The sequence below is a fragment of the Klebsiella sp. 1SOBk10mer genome (assembly GCF_046602535.1).
Taxonomy (GTDB): domain Bacteria; phylum Pseudomonadota; class Gammaproteobacteria; order Enterobacterales; family Enterobacteriaceae; genus Klebsiella; species Klebsiella quasipneumoniae.
This window is the reverse complement of the sequence record NZ_JBKIUP010000004.1, coordinates 14,504-37,726: the sequence shown is the minus strand read 5'-3', so window position 1 is coordinate 37,726 and position 23,223 is coordinate 14,504. Positions and strand designations below refer to the sequence as shown.

The window sequence follows — 23,223 nt, the reverse complement described above, 5'->3', positions numbered from 1 at the left end:
TAGCGCTCATTTTTTAGCCAAAGGTGTCGCCCTATGCCCGCTATCGCTCCTCTCTCCTCTCCGCCGCAAAGTCAGGAACAGCTGTTGGCCCAGGCCCGACAGCTGGCCGGCTATACGCTGGGCGAGCTGGCGGCGCTGGCCGGGATCCCCATTCCCCGCGACCTGAAGCGTGATAAAGGCTGGACGGGCATCCTGCTTGAGCTGTGGCTGGGGGCCAGCGCGGGCAGTAAACCTGAACAGGATTTCGCCGCGCTGGGGGTGGAGCTCAAAACGATCCCTATCGACAGCCGGGGTCGTCCGCTGGAGACCACCTTTGTCTGCGTCGCTCCGTTAACCGGCAATAGCGGCGTCACCTGGGAGAGCAGCCATGTGCGGCATAAGCTGCAGCGCGTCCTGTGGATCCCGGTGGAAGGAGAGCGCACCATTCCTCTGGCGGCGCGGCGCGTCGGCGCACCGCTGCTGTGGAGTCCGAACGAAGAAGAGGAGCGCCAGCTGCGCATGGACTGGGAAGAGCTGATGGATCTTATTGTCCTCGGTGAGGTGGAGCGCATTACCGCCCGCCACGGCGAGGTGCTGCAGTTAAGACCGAAAGCGGCCAACAGCAAGGCGTTGACCGAAGCCATCGGCACCCGCGGGGAGACGATCCTCACCCTGCCGCGCGGTTTCTACCTGAAAAAGAATTTCACCGCCGCCCTGCTCGCCCGCCATTTCTTGTTACAACACGATTAATTTTTTGTTCTGCGTTGGGGCGTGCATATAATTGCTGCTTTCTATTTTGCAGGACTTTGAACAATGTTATTTGCATGGATAACCGATCCTAACGCCTGGCTGGCGCTGGGCACCTTGACGCTGCTGGAGATCGTGCTCGGGATCGATAATATTATTTTTCTCTCTCTGGTCGTGGCCAAGCTCCCCACCGCCCAGCGCGCTCACGCGCGACGGATCGGTTTAATGGGGGCGATGGTCATGCGCCTGGCGCTGCTGGCCTCTATCGCCTGGGTCGTTAAGCTGACCAACCCGCTCTTCACCGTCCTCGGTCAGGAGATTTCGTTTCGCGATCTGATCTTGCTGTTAGGCGGACTGTTCCTTATCTGGAAAGCCAGTAAAGAGATCCATGAGTCTATCGAAGGTGAAGAGGAGGGGCTGAAAACTAACGTTCACTCCTTCCTCGGCGCCATCGTGCAGATCATGCTGCTGGACATCATCTTTAGCCTCGACTCGGTGATCACCGCCGTCGGTCTGTCGGACCATCTGTTTATTATGATGGCGGCGGTCGTGATTGCGGTGGGGGTAATGATGTTCGCCGCACGACCTATCGGCGATTTCGTTGACCGTCATCCGTCGGTGAAAATGCTGGCGCTGTCGTTCCTGATCCTCGTCGGCTTTACCCTAATGCTGGAAAGTTTCGACGTCCATGTGCCGAAGGGATACATCTACTTCGCCATGTTCTTCTCTATTGCCGTTGAGAGCCTTAACCTGCTGCGCAATAAGAAAAACCCGCTGTAAACCACAAAATTGCAGCCTGGTCACAGGCTGCAACCCTTTTTCAGACTTTACTGCTTTTTATGTCTCACAAATCAGGCTATTAATAGACGGGTATGGGGTGCAGCTACTCAAGAGGTGATGACGATGAAAAAATGGGCAGTATTGATTTCCGCCGTAGGACTGGCGTTCTCGGTTTCCGGTTGCAGCAGCGATTACGTCATGGCGACCAAAGATGGGCGCATGATCCTGACCGACGGTAAACCTACCGTGGATGACGATACCGGTCTTATCAGCTACGAAGATCAGCAGGGTAATAAAATGCAGATCAATCGTGACGACGTTTCACAAATCATTAAGCGTTAATTTTTCCCCGTCGGCCCCAGCCTCTGTTGACGCTGCGCTTACCGACAACCAGTCTCCTGAGAAGAGTCGGGACACACCAGGATACCGCGGGTTTCACCCACCGCTCCTCCTCGTCACCCGGCTTTTTTGATTTTTTTACTTCCTCTTTTTCTCACCCTCTGCCATGTTGATACTCCTTTGTCGGGGAATGCCTGACCTTATAAATAAAAAGGAAGCTGGCTATGCAGTATCACCGTATCCCACACAGTTCACTTGAAATCAGCACCCTCGGGCTGGGAACCATGACCTTTGGCGAGCAGAACAGCGAAGCCGATGCCCATCAGCAGCTCGACTATGCGGTCGCCAACGGCATCAATCTGATCGATGTCGCCGAAATGTACCCTGTCCCGCCGCGCCCGGAGACCCAAGGGCTGACCGAAACCTACGTCGGCAACTGGCTGGCGAAACGCGGCAATCGCGAAAAGCTGGTGCTCGCCTCGAAGGTCAGCGGGCCCGCGCGCAATAACGACAGCAGTATTCGACCAAACCACGTCCTGGACCGGAAAAATATCCGCGAGGCGCTGCACGCCAGCCTGAAGCGTCTGCAGACCGATTATCTCGACCTGTACCAGGTACACTGGCCGCAGCGCCCCACCAACTGCTTTGGCAAACTGGGCTACACCTGGGCCGACGCCGCCCCTGCGGTGACGCTGCTGGATACCCTCGAAGCGCTGACCGAGTTCCAGCGCGCCGGCAAGATCCGCTACATCGGCGTATCGAATGAAACCGCCTTCGGCGTGATGCGTTATCTGCACCTGGCGGATAAGCACGACCTGCCGCGGATCGTGACCATTCAGAACCCCTACAGCCTGCTGAACCGCAGCTTTGAAGTCGGCCTCGCGGAAGTGAGCCAGTTCGAAGGCGTGGAGCTGCTGGCCTACTCCTGCCTGGCTTTCGGCACCCTGACCGGGAAGTACCTCAACGGCGCGAAGCCGGCGGGGGCGCGCAATACGCTGTTCAGCCGCTTTACGCGCTACAGCGGCGAGCAGTCGCAGAAAGCGGTGGCGGCCTATGTGGATATCGCCCGACATCACGGCCTCGATCCGGCGCAAATGGCGCTGGCCTTTGTGCGTCGGCAGCCGTTTGTCGCCAGCACCCTGCTGGGGGCGACGACCATGGCGCAGCTGCAGGCCAACGTGGAAAGTTTGCAGCTTGAGCTGAGCGAAGAGGTATTAGCGGAGATTGAAGCGGTGCATCAGGTTTATACCTACCCGGCACCGTAGCACGACCTGTCGACGCCAGCTTCTGGCGTCGCGTTGTTGCCCGGTGGCGGCTACGCCTTACCGGGCCTACGCTACCCAGGACGGGTAGCCGCCTCAGTAGCCGCGGTAGCCCGGATCAGGCGCAAGCCGCAACCCGGGGGCTTCTCTCTGCCGCGCGCCTGGCAGGGGCGACGATTTCAAGTCAACCGCGACGAGAAGTTATTTACGCCGCCCCCAGACCCACAGCGCGGCGATGGCCACAGCAAACACCGCGCCAAAGCCTATTCCCACAGCGACCGGCGGCACGCCCACACTTACCGCCAGAGAATAGAGCCCCAGCATCAGCAGCATCGCCACGTTTTCGCCCAGGTTCTGTACCGCAATGGCGTTACCCGCCCCGACCGAATGTTTCCCGCGCTCCTGCAGCAGCGCATTCAACGGCACGATAAAGAAGCCGCCGAACACCCCGAGCAGCAGCAACAGACCGAACGCCGGCAGCAGCGACTGCTGCACGGCAAAGGCTATCACCGCGATACCGATCAAAATCCCGGCCGGCATACAGCGCGACACCGTCTCCAGGGTCACCAGCTTCGCCGCCGCCCCGGCACCCAGCACAATCCCCACCGCCACCATCGCATTAAGATAGGTAGGCATGGCGTTGCTGGTAATGCCCAGCGCCACCGGCACCCAGATCACCAGCAGGAAGCGCAGGGTCACGCCAGCGCCCCAGAACAGGCTGGTGCCCATCAGCGAAAAGCGGGTTTCGCCGTTGCGCCACAGCGTGCGGCAGGCGCTGAAGAAGCTGTGCGTCATCGGCTTGAAACGCCATGACTGCCCCGGACGCGCCGCCGGCAGCCTGGGTATCCACAGGTTAGCCACCACCGCCCCACCGTAGACCAGCGCGCAGACGATCAGCGCCGCCAGCACGTGCCAGTCGGCGAGGATCCCGCCGGCCATGGAGCCCAGCAGGATCGCCGCGATGGTCGAGGACTCCATCAGTCCGTTAGCCTTCACTAACTTATCGCCGGTGGTCAGTTCGCCGAGAATGCCATACTTGGCCGGCGAATAGGCGGCGGCGCCAATCCCCACCAGCGTATAGCCGATAAACGGATTCACGCCGAAGCAGACACAGCCGGCGCCAAGCAGCTTCAGGCCGTTGGCCACCATCATTACCCGGCCTTTGGCAAAGCTGTCGGCGAACTGGCCGACAAAGGGGGCAAAAAGGATGTAAGCGCCCACAAACAACATCTGCAGGACCGGCTGGCTCCACTCCGGATAATAGAGCTGCTTCATCAGCGCCAGGGTGGCGAAGAGAAGCGCATTGTCGCCGAAGGCCGACAGGAACTGGGCGCAGATCACCGCCATCATCCCTTTCGAATACAGCGACGGGTTAGTATGCACTGACTCACTCATGGGTTGTTTCCGCCTCGTCGACCATATTTTTCAGGGTGACATAGTCTGGCTTGCCGCTGCCGAGCACCGGCAGCTGTTTCAGCCAGCGTATATCGCGCGGCACCGCCAGCTCCGGTACGCCGTGCTGGCGAGCGTAGCGCAGCAGGGCTTCGCGAGTCAGTTCATTATCGGTGGTAAACAGCACCAGCGCCTCGCCTTTGCTGGCGTCCTGTTTAATCGCCGTGGCGTGCATTTTGTCCGGCGACGCGCCGAGGGCCACCTGCTCCACCATCTCAAGAGAGATCATTTCGCCAGCGATTTTGGCGAAGCGCTTCGCACGGCCCTGGATGCGGACATAGCCCTGCTCATCGAAAGTCACGATATCGCCGGTGTCATACCAACCCGCTTCCTTTTCACCGTGCTGATTTTCCGCCGTCGGCGCTTCCAGCACCCCGGGATTTTCCACCCGCAGGTAGCCTTTCATAATGTTCGGCCCTTTCAGCTGCAGTCGTCCCCCCTGCTCAATGCCAGGCATCGCCAGCAGGCGGGCGTCCATCCCCGGCAGAATCCGCCCCACGGTGCCGACCTTCGCCGCCATGGGCACGTTGATCGAGACCACCGGGGCGCACTCGGTCACACCGTAGCCTTCGAGAATACGCAGGCCGAATTTATCCTGCCACAGCTGTTTGGTGCTCTCCTGCAGCTTCTCCGCCCCGGCGACCACGTAGCGGAGACGATAGAAATCATAGGGGTTAGCGAAGCGAGCATAGTTGGCGAGGAAGGTCGAGGTGCCGAACAGCACCGTGCAGTTGCGATCGTAGACCAGCTCCGGCACCACGCGATAGTGCAGCGGGCTGGGATAGAGAAACACCTCCGCGCCGGTAAGCAGCGGCGTCAGCAGGCCGACGGTGAGGCCAAAAGAGTGGAACAGCGGCAGCGCCGACATAAAGCGGTCGTTAGCGGTAAAGTCGGCGATGGTTTTGATCTGCTCGACGTTGGCCAGCAGGCTTTTATGGCTGTGCACCACCCCTTTCGGGTTGCCCTCCGAGCCGGAGGTGAAGAGGATCATCGCCGCGTCTTCCGGCTGCTGCTTAACCTGCGCCAGACGCGGCGCCAGCAGATGGCCGAAAATCCACAGTTTGTCTGCGGGGGTGATATCGCCTTTGAGATCTTCCAGGAACACCCAACGCACCTGGGTCAACTGCTCCGGCAGGTGCCAGAGCTTGCCTTTATCGAGGAAGGTGCGCGAGGTAAAAATGGTCTTGAGTTCCGCGGCGGCGATGGCGCTGCTGAGTCCTTTCACCCCGGCGGTATAGTTCATCATCGCCGGAATGCGCCCGCGGGCGATCGCGCCGAAAATCACCGCCGCGCTGATGCCGGCGTTGGGTAGCATCAGGCCGATCTTCTCGCCCTGCTGACTGTATTTTTCCAGAATGCGGGCGACAAACAGGGTTTTGGTCAGCAGCTTGCGATAGGTATCCGGCTGGAAGTTGATATCCTCCACGCAGGGTTTGCGCGCGCCGAAGCGGTCTTGCGCCGCCAGCAGCGACTCATACAGGGTTTCCCGCGGGCGCACCGCCATCCGGGCCTCCATCATGATCTGATGCAGCATTTCCCCGGCGATTTTGCGCCGGTCGCGGGCGCGCGGCGCCTCGGGCATCGGCAGATGGGTAGGCGGCAGCAGGTGCAGCTGAATCCGCGGGAACAGGCGACGCTTTACCAGCCCCTTCAGCCGGCTGAAGGGCGTCAGTTCAGCGCCTTCAATGCGCAGCGGCACGATGGTCGCCTGCGATTTGGCGGCGACAAAGGCGGCGCCGTCATAAATTTTCATCAGCGAGCCGCTGACCGAGATTCGCCCTTCCGGGAAGATGACCACCGGCCGCCCCTGTTCGATCAGGCGCACCAGATGTTTGATCGACATCGGCTTGGTCGGGTCCAGCGGCACAAAATCGATAATCGGCGTCAGCGCGCGCATAAACCAGCGCTGGCTGATTGAGGTATAGACGGCAAAAACCGGTCGGACCGGCAAAAACAACGCCAGCAGAATGCCGTCGAGGAAAGAGACGTGGTTCGGGGTAATTAAGACTTTTTGCTGGTGCAAAGCCTGCGTGTCGCCGGTCAGTCTGACCCGGTATAACCCCTTGAACAGCAGTCTGAAAAATCCCAATAGCATAACAACTCCATGTGACCGGTAATGAGTCAAAGCAGGTTACACGAGAAGGCGTGGGAAAGCAGTGCGGCGGGGGGATTTTCAGAATAAAAAAAACCTGCGCATCCGCGCAGGCTGGTGTAAGACGTCCAGTACGAAGAGCGTACCTGAGAAACTCACCTATCAATACCTCTGGGATCTCGATTGTCGCGTTTTTCGCCCGCTTCGGGCCAGCGGGAAAACGCAAGTGAGTGAGCCTAAGTGCAACCAGTTATTACGATTTTCGCTATCTGTAACAACGCCGGCGACGGGCAAAAAAAAACCTGCGCATCTGCGCAGGCTGGTGTAAGTAAAGTGGTCAACTTGACGTTGACTCCACCTATCAATACCTCTGGGAGAGCCAGAATATCAACCTGCTCGGCGGACAAACCAGCGAACATTCGCAACAGCGCATCGCAAAGTGTAAGCAAAGGTTTGTATTTCCCCGAGCCGGTTTCAATTACTGATAGCGTCAATGTAAACAGGTCACCGATAAGCCCGCTCTGAATCACATTTGCGCCATTCCTTCGCCGCCGCGCCTTGAATCTGCCGCTCTTTCCCGTAACATAGCAGTATGTAAACGCTTACCCTATAAAAGGCATGGTATGGCGACAATTAAGGATGTAGCCCGACTCGCAGGAGTCTCCGTCGCTACCGTCTCCCGCGTCATCAACAACTCTCCCAAAGCCAGCGAAGCCTCGCGTCAGTCCGTGGGCGCGGCGATGGAAACCCTCAACTATCACCCCAACGCGAACGCCCGGGCGCTGGCCCAGCAGTCCACGGAAACCGTCGGCCTGGTGGTGGGCGATGTCTCCGACCCCTTCTTCGGCGCGATGGTCAAAGCCGTAGAACAGGTGGCCTACCGCACCGGCAATTTTTTGCTGATTGGCAATGGCTACCACAACGTGCAAAAGGAGCGCCAGGCGATAGAGCAGCTGATCCGCCACCGCTGCGCGGCGCTGGTGGTGCACGCCAAAATGATCCCCGATGAGGAACTCGCCGGGCTGATGAAACAGATCCCCGGCATGGTGCTGATCAACCGCATCCTGCCCGGATATGAAACCCGCTGCGTGGCGCTGGACGATCGCTACGGCGCCTGGCTGGCAACCCGCCATCTGATCCAGCAGGGGCACACGCGTATCGGCTATCTGTGCTCAAACCACGATATCTCTGATGCGGAAGATCGCCTGCAGGGGTACTACGCGGCGCTGGAGGAGAGCGGCCTGCCGTGCAACGACCGGCTGGTCACGTTTGCCGAGCCGGATGAAAGCGGCGGCGAACAGGCGATGACCGAACTGCTTGGCCGCGGCCGCCACTTTAGCGCCGTCGCCTGCTATAACGACTCGATGGCCGCCGGCGCGATGGGGGTGCTGAACGACAACGGTATCGACGTCCCGCGGGAAATTTCGCTGATCGGCTTCGACGATGTCCTGATTTCGCGCTATGTCCGCCCGCGGCTGACCACTGTCCGTTACCCGATCGTCACGATGGCGACCCAGGCGGCCGAGCTGGCCTTAGCCCTGGCGGAGCAGCGCCCGGCGCCGGAGATCACCCACCTGTTCAGCCCGACGCTGGTGCGCCGTCATTCGGTGGTGGCCCCGCAGGAAGGCGATAAGTCGTAGCGATAGAGATGCACGGCGGTGGCCGGGTAATCCAGCCCCTCGCCGATGTAGCGCCAGCCGAAGCGTTCATAAAAATCGCGGCAGGTGGAGTAGAGATAAAGCTCTTGATAGCCCGCGCGGCGGGCATAATCGATCACATGCCGCTGCAGCTGTCCGGCCAGCCCCTGACCGCGAGCGGCGGGCGCGACGTACAGCGCCGCCAGCCAGGGAAACAGATCCTGGCGGCTTATCAAATCGCAGCGCCAGAGGCCAATCGTTCCGAGCAGTTGCTCCCCTTCCACGGCAATAAAGGTCAGCGGTAGCGCCTCCGCCGTCTGGCTATGCTGCACAATGCTGGCGAAAAATTCCCGCGGCAGCGCCTCGCCGCCAAAGGCCTGCCACAGCCAGTCGGTCACCTGCCGGGCGAACTGCGGCGCGGCGTACAGCGGCAGGATCGTCATACCAGCTTCCCCTGAAAAATCGGCACCGAATCGAACAGATAGCCGTCAAAGTCCGGGGCGTCTTCATCGGACAGCTCCAGCAGACTGTTTTTGACGTTTTCCAGATGCTGCCACATCGCCTGCCAGGCGCCCATCACATCGCGACGCCGCAGCGCGGCGAGCAGCGTCTGCCGGTCGCCGAGCCACTTCAGCCGCCAGGCGCGGCTGGCAATATGCACATTGAACTGCTGCCACAGCGGGCTGCTGTCCATCTGCAGCCAGATCCGCTCCACCGTCGCTAACAGCATCTGGTTCTGCGTCGCCCCGGCCAGCACCAGATGGAACAGGCGGGCGTTATCCTGGGCGGTGTCGTTGAGGGCGATAGCCCGCTGCTCCTGCTCGATAATCCGCTTCAGATTGTCGATATCGGCGCGGGTGGCCATTTTCGCGGCAAAGGCGGCGATATTGCTCTCCAGCAGCTGGCGCGCCTGGAGAATTTCAAACGGACCGACGTCGCTGCTGAGCAACTGCTCTTCTTCGCTGTCGTTTTCATGCGGGATACGCATGACGTACACCCCGGATCCTTGACGGATATCCACCGTCCCCTGCAGCTCCAGCATCAGCAGCGCTTCGCGCACAATGGTCCGGCTGACGCCATAGGTTTCGGCAATATGGCGTTCCGGCGGCAAACGCGACCCGACCGGGTAGCGCCCCTGCGCAATCTGGGCGCGCAGGTCATCACCAATCTCCTGATAGGGCTTCTTTTCCGGCGGAATTATCGCTTTTTCCACAAAATCACCTGTGCGTTACATGCCTGCGAGTCAAATACGCCGCTATCTTAGCAAAGATTGCTCCCGGCTAGCGGTATTCATCGTCGATATCCAGCACCAGCTCACGCCGTTCGCCGAGCTGACGAAACCAGTGCGCCGAAGCTTTGGGCCGCCGGGCGCGATGGTTTTGCAGATCGATTTCGATTAGCCCGTAGCGGTTTTTAAAGGCGTTCATCGGCGACACGTTGTCGGTAAACGCCCACAGCATATAGCCCTGGCAGTTGGCCCCTGCCTCGCGGGCGCGCAGGGTGTGCCAGAGATGTTCGCTGATAAAACGAATGCGGTAGCTGTCATCGATGACGCCTTCGCGGTTACGGAACTGGCCTTCGTTTTCCACCCCCATCCCGCTCTCGGCCACGAACCACGGGATGTTGCGATAGTCATTTTTGATCCGCATCGCCATATCAAAGATGATTTGCGGGTAGATTTCCCAGCCGCGGGAGGCGTTCATCCGCCGGCCGGGCAGCTCAAACGGCTCATAATACCAGGCTGGATGGAACGGGGTATGCGGATGCCAGGCCCGCGACGGGGCTTTGACCCGGTGCGGATAGTAAAGGTTAATCCCCAGCTCATCGACGGTGTGCTCGCGGATAATCGCCAGCTCCTCAGCGCTGGCCTCCCACGTCACCTGATGCTGCTCAAGCAGCGCGAGAAGCGCCGGCGGCCAGACCCCGTGCACCAGTGGGTCGAGAAACATACGGTTGTAGAACAGATCGTAGATCTCCGCCGCGCGCAGGTCATGCGGGGCGCGGGAGCGTGGGTAGGTCACCTCCGGATTGAGGATGCAGCCAACGGTCCCGGGATAGCCGAGTTCGCGAAATCGCTTCACCACGCAGGCGGTCGCCAGCACCTTATGGTAGTTCCACTGCATCCAGGTGCTGGTGTTCTGCTCATAGGGCCAGCGCAGGGCATCCAGATAGACCCGGGTCTGCACCACGATCGGCTCATTAAAGGTAAACCAGCGGGTTACCTTCAGGTGGTAGCGGGCAAAGACCTGCTCCGCGTAGCGCACAAACAGCTCAACCACTTTTTTCGACCCCCAGCCGCCATACTTTTCCAGCAGATAGCCCGGTAATTCGTAATGCTCAAGGCAGATCATCGGCGTAATGCCGTTGGCCAGTAGCGCATCGAACAGCTGGTCGTAATAGGCCGCATACTCCTCATCCACCGTGACGTTTTCATAGTCGATCAGAAAGCGCGACCAGTTGATCGAGGTGCGGTAGTGGGTCAGCCCGGCCAGCTTCATCAGCTGCACGTCTTCCTGAAAGCGGTTAATAAAATCGGTAGCCACCGCCGGGCCATAGCCGTTATGCCAGACGTGGCGGTCGTTTTTGTACCAGAGATCGGGCCAGGAGTCCTGCCCCGGTTTTTTTCCGCTCCAGCCCTCGGTCTGCCAGGCGGAAGCCGCCGCGCCAAGGATAAAATCATCGGGAATGGTCATCCGTACGGTAGTCATAGGCTCCTCAGACAGGGTTGGCGGTCTGTTGATTGTCGGCCTGACGCTGTGCGGCATCGGCACGGCGGGAGGCAATTTTGACGAAAGGCAGATAGATAAGCACCGCGACGACGATGCAGATAAGCTGGGTCACCACCGCTCCCATCGAGCCGGCGGTGGACAGCCAGGCGTTGATCAGCGGCGGCGTGGTCCAGGGCACCATCACCACCGCCTTGCCGGCGAAGCCGGTCAGGGTGGCGAAATAGCCGATGCTGCCGGTCACCAGCGGGGTGATGATAAACGGGATGGCGAGGATCGGGTTGAGCATGATCGGCATCCCGAAGATCACCGGCTCGTTAATATTGAACAGCCCCGGGCCTATCGACAGCTTGGCGATCTCTTTCATCTCTTTGCGCCTGGTGGCGATCATCACCGCAATCAGCAGGCCGATGGTCAGCCCCGAGCCGCCGATGCTCATGTAAACATCCCAGAAGGGCATCGTGATGATGTTCGGTACCTCTTTCCCCTGCTCAAAGGCGCTCATATTGACGGTGATCGCCCCCAGCAGCAGCGGCTCGCGGATCGGCTTGATCATCTGGTTGCCGTGAATACCGATCACCCAGAACAGCTGGGCGACGAACATCAGCAGCAGGATCCCCGGCAGGCTCTGCACCACCCGCTCCAGCGGCTGCTGCACCACCTGGTAGACCGCATCGTAGAGATACATTCCCGTCAGCTGGTGGAAGAGAAAACCAAAGGTGGCGATCGCGGTGGTGGTGATGATCGCCGGGATCAGCGCGGAAAAAGAGGCAGAGACGTTCGGCGGCACGGTATCCGGCATCTTGATCTTCAGTCCCTTGCGCCCCTCCAGCCAGCAGTAAATCTCGACCGACAGAATGGCGATGAACATTCCGAGGAACAGGCTACGGGTATCGGAGAACTGACGCAGCAGGACATCTTTCACCACGTGCATCTGGCCATCGACCATCATCTCCACCGTGGTCGGCGTGACGCAGATAAAGCAGATCACCGCCAGCAGGCCGGGAAACAGGCTTTTGATGCCGTTGATCCGCCCCAGCTCAATGCCGATCAGAAACACGGCGCCGATATTGAGGAAGTTGAGCGTGGCGTAGTTCAGCGCGCTGGTGATCGGCTTCAGCGCCGCGAGAAAGGAGAGTGAGGAAAAGCTGGCGAGCCCATTCTTCGGATCCAGCACCATATTGGAGATCAGCACCGAAAAGGCCCCGACGATGATCACCGGCATCAGGGTAATAAACGCCGATTTGATCGCCATAATGTAGCGATAGCTGTTGAATGTCGTCGCGAAACGCCCCAGCGCGTCGATCAGTTTGTCCTGTAATGCCATAAAAGAGTACCTCAGAGTAAAGGGCTTATTGCGGCCAGGTGGACAGCCAGAGACTTTTGGCATACCAAAACATAGTCGCCAGGCAAAAATTGTTCTGTGACAGCGCTCGCAACCCGCTTCGTGGTATCCCAAATATCGATAAAAACAGCCATTGGCATACCAGATAACGCCGGTTGGTTAGTTCCTGCTAAAAGCGTGATCGCGATGGTTTTTCCGCCCCGCCCCGTCGATATGTCCCTTTTCGGTCTGTGATAAACTGCGCCTTACCACGTGAAATCAGGAATCGATGAATGGCTACAATGCTGGATGTCTCAATTCGCGCAGGCGTCTCGAAAGCGACGGTTTCCCGCGTGTTGAACGGCACAGGTCAGGTGAAAGAGAGCACCCGCCAACAGGTCTTTAAAGCGATGGAAGAGCTGGGCTACCGGCCGAATTTCCTTGCCCGCTCGCTGGCCAATCAGACCAGCAACAGTATCGGGCTGGTTGTCTCCACCTTTGACGGCTTCTACTTTGGCCGTCTGCTGCAGCAGGCGTCACGCCAGACAGAAGCCTGGGGAAAACAGCTTATCGTCACCGACGGCCATGATACGCCGGAGCGCGAAGAGGAAGCGGTGCAGATGCTCGCCGACCGGCAGTGCGATGCGATCATCCTCTATACCCGGCATATGAGCGAGAAGGCGATCATGTCGCTGATTAACTCGATCGCCATGCCGCTGGTGGTGATTAACCGTGATGTGGCGCAGGCCCGCGAACGCTGCGTGTTTTTCGAACAGCAGGAAGCCGCCTTCCAGGCCGTGGAGTATCTGATTACCCAGGGCCACCGCGATATCGCCTGCATCACCGTCCCGATGCACACCCCCACCGGCCAGGCGCGCCTGCAGGGCTATCGCAACGCGCTGATAAAACATGGTATTGAATGGGATCCGAGCCGGGTGAAATACGGGGACTCGACGATGACCCGCGGCTACGAGCTGTGCCGGGAACTGCTGGACGAGAAAGCCCGCTTCAGCGCGCTGTTTTCCTGTAACGATGATATGGCGCTGGGGGCCTCAAAGGCGCTGCATCAGGCGGGGCTGCGTATTCCGCAGGATGTGTCGCTGTTTGGCTTCGACGATGCGCCAAGCGCGAAATGGCTGGAGCCGGGGCTGTCGACGGTCTATCTGCCCATCGACAACATGATCACCACGGCTATCGATCAGGCGATCAAGCTTGCTAATCAGCAGCCGATCGAAACGATCCCGCCGTTCACCGGCACGCTGGTGTTGCGCGAGTCGGTAACGACGGGACCTTTTTTTAAATAAGCTCTAAGGCCAGCAGCTCCTGGATGGTCTGGCGACGACGGATCAGCCGCGCCTTGCCGCCATCAAACAGCACCTCTGGCAGCAGCGGACGGCTGTTATAGTTGGATGACATCGAGGCCCCGTAGGCGCCCGTGTCATGGAGCACCAGATAATCCCCTGGGGCCACCGCAGGCAGCAGACGGGTCTCGACTTTACCCCCTTCCTGCTGGGTAAAGACGTCTCCGGACTCGCACAGCGGCCCGGCCACCACGGTCTCCACCTGCGGCGCGGCGCTGAGATCGCGCCCATCCGCCGCCAGAGCGGTGATATGGTGATAGCTGCCGTACATCGCCGGGCGCATCAGGTCGTTAAAGCCGGCGTCAATCAGCACGAAGTGGCGGCTGCCCATCTCTTTCACGCTGCGCACCTGCGACACCAGCACGCCGGACTCGGCCACCAGGAAGCGTCCGGGTTCAATCTCCAGTTTCACCGGGTGCCCCAGATGGGTGGCGATCTGCTCCCGGGCGCGGTTCCACAGGCCGTAATAGTGGGCGGTGTCGATGGCCTCTTCACCCTCGCGGTAAGGAATAGACAGGCCGCCGCCGGCGGAGATGGCCTGCAGATCCTGGCCAAAGTCGACAACCTGGCGCACCATCGCGCCGCACACCTGCTCCAGGTGACCGTAGTCGACGCCAGAGCCGATATGCATATGGATCCCCACCAGCTGCAGCTGATAACGACGCATCACTTCCAGCGCCGCCGGCAGATGGCTGTACCAGATGCCATGCTTGCTGTTCTCACCGCCGGTATTGGTTTTCTGGCTGTGGCCGTGGCCAAAGCCCGGGTTGACGCGTAGCCAGACGCGATGGCCCGGCGACACCTCCCCCAGCTGGCTTAGCATGTCGATCGAACCGGCGTTCACCGGGATCTGTAACGCCTTGACGCGATCGAGGGTGGCGTCGTCGATCAGATCGGCGGTGAAGACAATATCCTCTGGATTCTGCTGCGGATCGTAGCCTGCCGCCAGCGCACGCTCGATCTCCCCCAGCGACACCGAGTCCACCTTCACCCCCTGCTCACGCATCAGACGCAGAATATGGATGTTAGAGCAGGCTTTTTGCGCAAAACGCACCACGTCAAACTGGCTGAGCTGGGCAATCTGGCGGCGAATAATCTGCGCATCATAGACCCAGACCGGGCAGCCAAATTCCGCCGGCAGGCGCAGCAGGTTGTCCGCGGTTAGATCGGTATCAGTGGCGTAAAGCGAATGTGGCATAAAAACTCCGGTGCAGTGCGTGTGTTGGTCGCTGTTTTTTCTGATTACGCCACAGTGCCTGACCAATAAAAAATATCGTTTTATCGCGACTCTATGCAAAAATGATATGGTTACAGCCGAGCCTCAGGGAGACCGCATGCCAGCCGTCAATTTGCGCCATATCGAAATCTTTCACGCGGTGATGACCACCGGCAACCTGACCGAAGCCGCGAGGATGCTGCACACCTCGCAACCCACCGTCAGCCGCGAGCTGGCGCGCTTTGAGAAGGTGCTCGGCCTGCGGCTGTTTGAGCGGACCCGCGGTCGCCTGCAGCCAACCGTGCAGGGCCTGCGCCTGTTTGAGGAGGTTCAGCGTTCCTGGTACGGCCTGGACCGCATCGTCAGCGCCGCCGAGAGCCTGCGCGAGTTTCGCCAGGGCGAGCTGTCGATCGCCTGCCTGCCGGTGTTTTCCCAGTCCTTTCTGCCGCTGCTGTTGCCGCCGTTTCTCGCCCGCTACCCGGAGGTCAGCCTGCAGATCGTCCCTCAGGAGTCGCCGCTGCTGGAGGAGTGGCTCTCCGCCCAGCGCCATGACCTTGGCCTGACGGAGACCCTGCATACCCCGGCGGGCACCGAACGCACCCCGCTGCTGACGCTGAATGAAGTCTGCGTGCTGCCTGCCGGCCATCCGCTGGCGGCGCAGACGACGCTGACCCCCGCCGATTTTCAGGGCGAAAACTACATCAGCCTGTCGCGCACCGACAGCTATCGCCAGCTGCTCGACGCCCTGTTCCTTGAGCATCAGGTTAAACGGCGGATGGTGGTCGAAACCCACAGCGCGGCCTCGATCTGCGCCATGGTGCGCGCCGGCGCCGGGATCTCGGTGGTTAACCCGCTGACCGCCCTGGACTATGCCGATAGCGGCGTGGTGGTGCGCCGCTTCAGCGTTGAGGTACCGTTTACCGTCAGCCTGATCCGCCCGCTCCATCGCCCGCGCTCGGCGCTGGTCGATGCCTTCGTGACGCACCTGCAGCAGAGTCTGCCGCAGATCCTCACGCCGCTGGCGTCGGTCCTGCAGAGAGCATAAAGTTGACCGCATCTTCCGCATGGATCGCCGCGGTGTCAAAGACCGGCAGCGGGCTGAGCTCGGCAGGCACCAGCAGGCCTATCTCTGTACAGCCGAAAATAACCCCTTCCGCTCCCTGCTCCGCCAGGGCGGCGATCGTCTGCAGATAATAGTCCCGCGATGCCTCGCTGAAGGTGCCGAGACAGAGCTCGTCGAAGATGATCTGATTGATCCGCGCCCGATCGTCGGCCTCGGGGATCAGCGTCTCGATGGCAAACTGCTCCTGCAGACGACCGCGATAAAAGGTCTGCTCCATGGTATAGCGAGTGCCCAGCAGCGCGACCCGCCGCTGGCCTTTGGCGGCAATCGCCCGCCCGGTGGCGTCGGCGATATGCAGAAAGGGAACCTGGCAGCGGGCGGCGATGGCATCCGCTACCTTGTGCATGGTGTTGGTGCACAGGACAATGCCCTCGGCGCCCGCCTGCTGGAGCCCGACCGCGGCTTCGGCAAGGATCGCCCCGGCGCGATCCCAGTCGCCGGCGGACTGACAGGCTTCGATGTCGTGAAAATCGACGCTGTGCAGCACCAGGCTGGCGGAGTGCAGCCCGCCCAGTCGCGCCTTCACGCCTTCATTAATCAGGCGATAGTAAGGGATCGTTGACTCCCAGCTCATGCCGCCTAACAGGCCAATGGTTTTCATCTTCTGCTCCTTATGTCGTTTCTGCCAGTGAAACAAACTTGTGATCAACTTTCCACTTCTCTGGCCGCGTATTTCTTTTTCATGAAGAGTGGGATAAGTTAAGTGAAACAACGTTTCATTTTAACAACAGGATCGCCCGATGTTTATTTTCCATAAAGACACCACCCTTGAAGACCTCGGCAATGGCGTAACCCGCCGCATTCTGGCGCACGACGGCAAAATGATGGCCGTCGAGGTGAATTTTGCCGCCGGCGCCGTCGGCCCGATGCATAACCATCCTCACGAACAGCTCACCTATGTGCTCTCGGGCGAGTTCGAGTTCACTATCGGCGAGGAGACGCGCGTCGTCAGCGCTGGCGATACGCTGTATAAGCAGCCGGGGATCATGCACGGCTGCGTCTGTCTGCAGCCCGGCACGCTGCTCGACACCTTTACCCCGATCCGCGAAGATTTTCTCGCACGCTGATGAAAGACGGGGGCGATCGCCGCCCCCGATCCAGGTTTCACAGCACGCGCTAAAAAAGATGCCGCCCCAATCATTATCCTGGTAATAATATTTCCCGCTCAGTTCAGACTGATTATTCCTTGTTTTCAAGCTCCCTCAGATCCTTAAAGTGCTTACCACCTCACCTTTTTGAAACATCGTTTCGACTTTGATCACATTTCCATCCAGATCTGCATGACGCGGAAATAAATCGCAATAAAATGAAATTAAAACGGTGTTTTATAAAAAAAGATCAGCATGAAAAAGAACCTGACGGCCCCTCCCCGCTGGGCCAGATAAAACTTAAGCCATTCATTAACAAGGATATGTTAACCAGAGGAAACGTTCAGACTTTTTGCGTTGGTCGCGGCAAAAGGCCGACAGCGCCGCGTCACCCGATCCGTATTACAACTCGTAAGCCAGGTAGGTATGTATGAATGAAAACAAGCTGCTGGGATTGGCATGGATATCGCCCTATATCATCGGGCTGATTGTCTTTACTGCTTTTCCTTTTGTTTCATCTTTCTTTCTCAGTTTTACTGAGTACGACTTGATGAGTCCGCCGGTATTTAACGGCATTGAAAACTATCGCTATATGTTGACCGAGGATAGCCTGTTCTGGAAATCGATGGGGGTGACCTTTGCCTACGTCTTTTTAACCATCCCCTTAAAACTGGCTTTCGCCCTCGGCATTGCCTTTGTGCTCAATTTCAAACTTCGCGGCATCGGCTTTTTCCGAACCGCCTACTACATCCCGTCGATCCTCGGCAGCTCGGTGGCGATTGCCGTGCTGTGGCGCGCCCTGTTCGCCATTGACGGCCTGCTGAACAGCTTTCTCGCCGTCTTTGGCATCGATGCCGTCAACTGGCTGGGGGAACCCTCGCTGGCTTTAATGTCGGTCACCCTGCTGCGCGTCTGGCAGTTTGGCTCCGCGATGGTCATCTTCCTCGCCGCCCTGCAGAACGTCCCGCAGTCGCAGTATGAGGCGGCAATGATCGACGGCGCCTCGAAGTGGCAGATGTTTATGAAGGTCACCGTGCCGCTGATCACCCCGGTGATTTTCTTCAACTTTATTATGCAGACTACCCAGGCGTTCCAGGAGTTTACCGGCCCGTACGTGATAACCGGCGGCGGCCCGACCTATTACACCTACCTGTTCTCGCTCTACATCTACGATACCGCCTTTAAGTACTTCGACATGGGCTATGGCGCCGCGCTGGCGTGGGTGCTGTTCCTCGTCGTGGCGGTCTTTGCGTCGATCGCCTTTAAGTCATCGAAATACTGGGTCTTCTACTCCGCCGATAAGGGAGGCAAAAATGGCTGATATTCAACAGATGGCGCCGGTGATGAGCGACGCCGATCGTGAGGTCGCCCGTACGCTGCGCCGGGAAAAAGTGAGCCGGGTGGTGCGCTACGTCGTGCTGATATTCGTCGGCCTGCTGATGCTCTACCCGCTGGCGTGGATGTTCTCCGCCTCGTTCAAGCCGAACCATGAGATCTTCACCACCCTCGGGCTGTGGCCGACCCACGCCACCTGGGACGGGTTTATCAACGGCTGGAAGACCGGCACCGAATACCATTTCGGCCACTATATGCTGAACACCTTTAAGTATGTGATCCCGAAGGTGGTGTTAACCATCATCTCCTCCACCATCGTGGCGTACGGCTTCGCGCGCTTTGAGATCCCGTGGAAGAAGTTCTGGTTCGCGACGCTCATCACCACCATGCTGCTGCCGAGCACCGTCCTGCTGATCCCGCAGTACCTGATGTTCCGTGAAATGGGAATGCTGAACAGCTATCTGCCGCTGTATCTGCCGCTGGCCTTCGCCACCCAGGGATTCTTTGTCTTTATGCTGATCCAGTTTCTGCGCGGCGTCCCGCGGGATATGGAAGAGGCGGCGCAGATCGACGGCTGCAACTCCATCCAGGTGCTGTGGTATGTGGTGGTGCCGATCCTCAAGCCGGCCATTATCTCGGTGGCGCTGTTCCAGTTCATGTGGTCGATGAACGACTTTATCGGTCCGCTGATCTACGTCTACAGCGTCGATAAGTATCCCATCGCGCTGGCGCTAAAAATGTCTATCGACGTCACGGAAGGCGCGCCGTGGAACGAAATTCTGGCAATGGCGAGCATCTCCATTCTGCCGTCCATCATCGTCTTCTTCCTGGCTCAACGCTACTTCGTGCAGGGCGTGACCAGCAGCGGAATCAAAGGTTAAGAGGGAAATATCATGGCTGAAGTGATTTTCAACAAACTGGAAAAAGTTTACTCCAACGGGTTTAAAGCGGTGCATGGTATCGACCTGAAGATTGCCGATGGCGAATTTATGGTGATCGTCGGCCCTTCCGGCTGCGCCAAATCGACCACCCTGCGCATGCTGGCGGGTCTGGAGACCATCAGCGGCGGCGAGGTGCGGATCGGCGACAAGATCGTCAACAACCTGGCGCCTAAATCCCGTGGTATTGCGATGGTGTTCCAGAACTACGCTCTCTATCCGCATATGACGGTGCGGGAAAACCTCGCCTTCGGCCTGAAGCTGAGCAAGCTGCCCAAGGCGCAGATTGATCGGCAGGTGGAGGAAGCGGCGAAAATCCTCGAACTGGAGGAGCTGCTGGAACGTCTGCCGCGCCAGCTCTCCGGCGGCCAGGCGCAGCGCGTGGCGGTGGGCCGGGCGATCGTCAAAAAACCGGACGTCTTCCTGTTCGACGAGCCGCTCTCCAACCTGGACGCCAAGCTGCGCGCCTCGATGCGCATCCGCATTTCCGATCTGCATAAGCAGTTGAAAAAATCCGGTAAACCGGCGACCACCGTCTACGTTACCCACGATCAGACGGAAGCGATGACCATGGGCGACCGCATCTGCGTGATGAAGCTCGGCCACATTATGCAGGTCGATACCCCGGACAACCTTTACCACCAGCCGAAAAATATGTTTGTCGCCGGCTTTATCGGCGCGCCGGAGATGAATATTCGCCCCAGCCAGCTGGTTGAGCACGACGGCCGCCTGTGCCTGACCCTTGGCGACCAGCGCCTGCCGTTGAACGACCGTCTGGCGGAGAAAGTCGGCGCCTATCAGCATCAGGAGGTGTTCTACGGGGTCCGCCCGGAATTCGTGTCGCTCTCCGACGCACCGTTCGCCGAAGGCAGCTGCATGGGCGAGATGGTGCGGGTGGAAAACATGGGCCATGAGTTCTTTGTCTATCTGCAGGTCGCGGGCTACGAGCTGACCGCTCGCGTGCCGTCGGACGATGCGAAGCCGATGATTGCTAAGGGACTGAATCGAAAAGTCTATTTCACCTTTGATCTTAACAAGTGTCACATCTTTGACGCCAAAACCGAACAGAACCTCTCTCTGTGAACCCTGGAGCATAACAATGAAAAACGTGCTGATAAGCGCCACCCTCTCCGCCACCCTGGGCCTTAGCGCCTTCTCCTCGCTGGCGCAGGATGTCGACCTGCGCATGTCCTGGTGGGGGGGCAATGGCCGCCATCAGGTGACCCTCAAGGCGCTGGAGGCTTTTCACCAGCAATATCCTGATATCAATGTCAAAGCGGAATATACCGGTTGGGACGGCCATCTTTCGCGCCTGACCACCCAGATAGCCGGCGGCACCGAGCCTGACGTGATGCAGACCAACTGGAACTGGCTGCCGATCTTTTCGAAAAATGGCGATGGCTTTTACGATCTCAATACCCTGAAAGACGAGATCGATCTCAGCCAGTTTGACGCCAAAGAGCTGCAGTCCACCACGGTCAACGGCAAGCTCAACGGCATCCCGGTGTCGGTCACCGCCCGCGTTTTCTACTTTAACGACGAAGCGTGGAAAAAGGCGGGCATCCCCTTCCCGAAAACCTGGGATGAACTGCTGGCGGCGGGAAAAACTTTCGAAAGCAAACTCGGGAAACAGTACTACCCGGTGGTGCTTGAGCACCAGGACGTGCTGGCCCTGCTCAACTCTTACATGGTGCAAAAATACAACCAGCCGGCCATCGATGAGAAGGGCCGCAAATTCTCCTACAGCAAAGCGCAGTGGGCGGACTTCTTCGGCATGTATAAGAAGCTTATCGACAGCCATGTGATGCCGGACACCCGCTACTATGCCTCGTTCGGCAAGAGCAACATGTACGAGATGAAGCCGTGGATCCAGGGTGAATGGGGCGGGACCTACATGTGGAACTCCACCATCAATAAATATTCCGACAATCTGAAGCCGCCGGCGAAGCTGGTGCTGGGGGAATACCCGATGCTCCCCGGCGCCACCGATGCCGGACTGTTCTTCAAGCCTGCGCAGATGCTGTCCATTGGCAAATCGACGAAAAACCCGCAGGCGGCGGCGAAATTGATTAACTTCCTGCTGAACAGTAAAGAAGGGGTGGATATTCTGGGTCTGGAGCGTGGCGTGCCGCTGAGCAAAGCGGCGGTCACCTACCTGACCGAGGACGGGATCATCAAAGCCGACGATCCGGCGGTGTCCGGCCTGAAGCTGGCGCAATCCCTGCCCACCACCCTGCCGGTCTCGCCGTACTTCGACGACCCACAGATCGTCGCCCAGTTCGGCACCACCCTGCAGTACATCGACTACGGTAAAAAGTCGGTGGAAGAAGCGGCCGAGGACTTCCAGCGCCAGACCGACCGCATTCTGCGCCGCGCGATGCGTTAACCTGCCTGAACTCTCCCGCGGCGTCCGCCGCGGGAGAGCCTGCCTGAGCATCTTGTCAGAAGAAATATTTAAAGCGCACCCGGGCACCATAGCGTTCGTCGGGATTCCCGCTCTTCGCCGCCGTGGAATCGAGCCACGAGGCGTAGGCGCCAAGGTAAATATTGAAGTTCGGCATCGCCATAATATTCGGCAACTGCCAGGATGTATGCACGGTATGGATGTCATAGCGCCCCGGCGGGAGGATTGCGCAGTCGCCATCGCACTCGCCATTCACCCCGGCCATGTTGAACTGATCGATTTTGTTATGCGCGTAGATATAGCCCAGCTCCACGCGATGCCACAGGGCATTGATTCCGGCGCTGAAGTCGGTTTCATCCGCCGCGTCCAGCAGGGCAGTACTCAGATTGACCACCGCCCCATCGTGCGGATCGCTTTTCAGGGTGTTCCAGCTCATGGTCATCCCGTAGCCGGTGCGGTTTGACTGGTCGACCCAGCGCCCGCTCTGATTCTGATAGCCGTAGGCGTTGTTGACGAGGTTGCTCTCTATCGCTGCCGCCGCCGACCAGGCGCCGGACTGCCACACCGCCACCGGCCGCACGTACACTACGTTTTTGCGGTTTTCCAGCGCATTACCGTGATAGTTCTGATCGACAAACAGCGAACTGCCGTCCTCCACCAGGGTATTGACCTCGAAATACCAGTTATCTACGGTTTTGCTGAACAGGAGGTTGCCGCCGCTGCTGCTGCGCCCGCGCCCCTCTTTCATCATGTAAATATAGCCATAGCCGTCGGAATAAAGGTCGTTGGCGGTATTTCCTGAATATTCAATAAAGGTATCCTGATTCAGGGGGAACATATCCCAGGCTTCAAAGCGGCCTATTTTTATTTTCCAGTCATCCTGCTGACCAAAGAAAAATACCGCATCGTCGAGATTCATTTTGCCATCCATATCCGCCAGCGGCTGCACGCTGAATCCGGCATATTTCCCGTCGTCGCCATTACGTCTGCCATCAAAACCCAGCAGAATACGGCCGTTAATATCCCAGCGCTCTTTCTCGCCGGGCGCCCAACTTTTATTCGCGCTGGTTTTGACCGACGTTAGGCTACCGGTGCGGCTGGCGCCATCAAGATTAAATTCGACGTCGCCATAAAATTTTAATTCGCCATTGTCGTTCAGCTGCAGGCGCGGCGTAGCCGGCGCCGCGCGGGCGACCGTCGTGGCCTGCTGCTGGCCTTTCAGCGTCTTAATCTCCGCCTCTGCGCTGGCGGCGCGCGCCTCCGTCGCCTTCAGCCGCTGCTCCATTTGCGCCAGCCGCTCTTCCAGCGATAACGGCGCCTGCGCCATCGCCTGTGGCAGATACAAAGACGTGAGAAAACACCCGACCCAGATTTTATTCATCGGTAAACCCTTTTATTATGGAATGAACTGAATTTTTTA

The 23,223-nt window shown here is 58.9% G+C and carries 21 protein-coding genes; 12 read left to right on the top strand and 9 right to left on the bottom strand.

Going from position 1 to position 23,223, the window contains the following annotated elements; all coding sequences use genetic code 11:
* The first annotated feature begins 33 nt into the window (after window positions 1–33).
* The 4 genes from mutH to ACLH1I_RS12530 all read left to right on the top strand — a co-directional run bounded on the left by mutH (window position 34) and on the right by ACLH1I_RS12530 (window position 3,110).
* Entirely contained in the window at window positions 34–729 is a 696-nt protein-coding gene (gene mutH / locus ACLH1I_RS12545) for a DNA mismatch repair endonuclease MutH (RefSeq protein ID WP_048325625.1), read from the top strand.
* Window positions 730–792: 63 nt separating this feature from the next.
* Window positions 793–1,506: a TerC family protein gene (locus ACLH1I_RS12540; RefSeq protein ID WP_004205441.1), complete on the top strand. Its 714-nt coding sequence runs from the start codon at window positions 793–795 to the stop codon at window positions 1,504–1,506.
* A gap of 123 nt (window positions 1,507–1,629) precedes the next feature.
* On the top strand, window positions 1,630–1,848 hold the full coding sequence (locus tag ACLH1I_RS12535) for a YgdI/YgdR family lipoprotein (RefSeq protein WP_002915974.1): 219 nt from the start codon (window positions 1,630–1,632) through the stop codon (window positions 1,846–1,848).
* A 221-nt stretch (window positions 1,849–2,069) separates the two neighbouring features.
* Window positions 2,070–3,110, top strand: coding sequence for an NADP(H)-dependent aldo-keto reductase (locus ACLH1I_RS12530; protein WP_048325627.1), 1,041 nt, complete (start codon window positions 2,070–2,072; stop codon window positions 3,108–3,110).
* 198 nt (window positions 3,111–3,308) lie between these two features.
* Here the strand turns inward: ACLH1I_RS12530 and lplT are convergent, their stop codons facing one another.
* Together lplT and aas are read right to left on the bottom strand one after the other, a co-directional pair.
* The gene (gene lplT / locus ACLH1I_RS12525; RefSeq protein WP_048325629.1) at window positions 3,309–4,502 is read right to left on the bottom strand and encodes a lysophospholipid transporter LplT; all 1,194 of its coding nucleotides are present in this window, start codon (window positions 4,500–4,502) and stop codon (window positions 3,309–3,311) included.
* A complete protein-coding gene (gene aas, locus ACLH1I_RS12520; protein WP_004205437.1) occupies window positions 4,495–6,654 on the bottom strand; it encodes a bifunctional acyl-ACP--phospholipid O-acyltransferase/long-chain-fatty-acid--ACP ligase in 2,160 nt (719 codons plus the stop codon). The genes lplT and aas overlap by 8 nt, the downstream gene beginning before the upstream one ends.
* A 620-nt stretch (window positions 6,655–7,274) precedes the next feature.
* Here aas and galR point away from each other — a divergent pair.
* Complete coding sequence (galR, locus tag ACLH1I_RS12515; protein ID WP_002915981.1) at window positions 7,275–8,291, top strand: HTH-type transcriptional regulator GalR; 1,017 nt, start codon at window positions 7,275–7,277, stop codon at window positions 8,289–8,291.
* Here galR and ACLH1I_RS12510 read toward each other — a convergent pair.
* The 4 genes from ACLH1I_RS12510 to ACLH1I_RS12495 form a co-directional block, all read right to left on the bottom strand.
* Window positions 8,252–8,731: a GNAT family N-acetyltransferase gene (locus tag ACLH1I_RS12510; RefSeq protein ID WP_017899241.1), complete on the bottom strand. Its 480-nt coding sequence runs from the start codon at window positions 8,729–8,731 to the stop codon at window positions 8,252–8,254. The genes galR and ACLH1I_RS12510 overlap by 40 nt on opposite strands.
* A complete protein-coding gene (locus tag ACLH1I_RS12505; RefSeq protein ID WP_004205433.1) occupies window positions 8,728–9,501 on the bottom strand; it encodes a GntR family transcriptional regulator in 774 nt (257 codons plus the stop codon). The genes ACLH1I_RS12510 and ACLH1I_RS12505 overlap by 4 nt, the downstream gene beginning before the upstream one ends.
* A 67-nt stretch (window positions 9,502–9,568) precedes the next feature.
* Window positions 9,569–10,996 carry a glycoside hydrolase family 1 protein gene (locus ACLH1I_RS12500; RefSeq protein ID WP_049004102.1) on the bottom strand — a complete coding sequence of 476 codons (1,428 nt, stop codon included), beginning with the start codon at window positions 10,994–10,996 and terminating at the stop codon, window positions 9,569–9,571.
* Between the two features lie 7 nt (window positions 10,997–11,003).
* On the bottom strand, window positions 11,004–12,341 hold the full coding sequence (locus tag ACLH1I_RS12495; RefSeq protein WP_004205429.1) for a PTS sugar transporter subunit IIC: 1,338 nt from the start codon (window positions 12,339–12,341) through the stop codon (window positions 11,004–11,006).
* 299 nt (window positions 12,342–12,640) lie between these two features.
* Between ACLH1I_RS12495 and ACLH1I_RS12490 the strand changes: the two genes are divergently transcribed.
* A complete protein-coding gene (locus tag ACLH1I_RS12490; RefSeq protein ID WP_004229436.1) occupies window positions 12,641–13,642 on the top strand; it encodes a LacI family DNA-binding transcriptional regulator in 1,002 nt (333 codons plus the stop codon).
* Here the strand turns inward: ACLH1I_RS12490 and lysA are convergent.
* On the bottom strand, window positions 13,635–14,897 hold the full coding sequence (lysA, locus tag ACLH1I_RS12485) for a diaminopimelate decarboxylase (RefSeq protein WP_004205426.1): 1,263 nt from the start codon (window positions 14,895–14,897) through the stop codon (window positions 13,635–13,637). The genes ACLH1I_RS12490 and lysA overlap by 8 nt on opposite strands.
* Window positions 14,898–15,033: 136 nt before the next feature.
* Between lysA and ACLH1I_RS12480 the strand changes: the two genes are divergently transcribed.
* Entirely contained in the window at window positions 15,034–15,960 is a 927-nt protein-coding gene (locus ACLH1I_RS12480) for a LysR family transcriptional regulator (protein ID WP_023319085.1), read from the top strand.
* Here ACLH1I_RS12480 and ACLH1I_RS12475 read toward each other — a convergent pair.
* Window positions 15,926–16,639 carry an aspartate/glutamate racemase gene (locus ACLH1I_RS12475; protein WP_004205421.1) on the bottom strand — a complete coding sequence of 238 codons (714 nt, stop codon included), beginning with the start codon at window positions 16,637–16,639 and terminating at the stop codon, window positions 15,926–15,928. The two genes, ACLH1I_RS12480 and ACLH1I_RS12475, sit on opposite strands and share 35 nt — an antisense overlap.
* 139 nt (window positions 16,640–16,778) lie before the next feature.
* Here ACLH1I_RS12475 and ACLH1I_RS12470 point away from each other — a divergent pair, with 139 nt between their 5' ends.
* The 5 genes from ACLH1I_RS12470 (at window position 16,779) to ACLH1I_RS12450 (ending at window position 21,785) form a co-directional block, all read left to right on the top strand.
* Window positions 16,779–17,105, top strand: a complete 327-nt coding sequence (locus tag ACLH1I_RS12470; protein ID WP_004205420.1) for a cupin domain-containing protein — start codon at window positions 16,779–16,781, stop codon at window positions 17,103–17,105.
* A 451-nt stretch (window positions 17,106–17,556) separates the two neighbouring features.
* Window positions 17,557–18,447 carry a carbohydrate ABC transporter permease gene (locus tag ACLH1I_RS12465; RefSeq protein ID WP_004205419.1) on the top strand — a complete coding sequence of 297 codons (891 nt, stop codon included), beginning with the start codon at window positions 17,557–17,559 and terminating at the stop codon, window positions 18,445–18,447.
* The gene (locus ACLH1I_RS12460) at window positions 18,440–19,342 is read left to right on the top strand and encodes a carbohydrate ABC transporter permease (RefSeq protein ID WP_004205418.1); all 903 of its coding nucleotides are present in this window, start codon (window positions 18,440–18,442) and stop codon (window positions 19,340–19,342) included. The genes ACLH1I_RS12465 and ACLH1I_RS12460 overlap by 8 nt, the downstream gene beginning before the upstream one ends.
* Window positions 19,343–19,354: 12 nt before the next feature.
* On the top strand, window positions 19,355–20,482 hold the full coding sequence (locus ACLH1I_RS12455; protein WP_004205417.1) for an ABC transporter ATP-binding protein: 1,128 nt from the start codon (window positions 19,355–19,357) through the stop codon (window positions 20,480–20,482).
* A gap of 16 nt (window positions 20,483–20,498) precedes the next feature.
* Window positions 20,499–21,785, top strand: a complete 1,287-nt coding sequence (locus ACLH1I_RS12450) for an ABC transporter substrate-binding protein (RefSeq protein WP_004205415.1) — start codon at window positions 20,499–20,501, stop codon at window positions 21,783–21,785.
* A 55-nt stretch (window positions 21,786–21,840) separates the two neighbouring features.
* On the opposite strand, the gene ACLH1I_RS12445 is transcribed toward ACLH1I_RS12450, so the two are convergent.
* On the bottom strand, window positions 21,841–23,184 hold the full coding sequence (locus ACLH1I_RS12445) for a carbohydrate porin (protein ID WP_017899249.1): 1,344 nt from the start codon (window positions 23,182–23,184) through the stop codon (window positions 21,841–21,843).
* Window positions 23,185–23,223 lie beyond the last annotated feature (39 nt).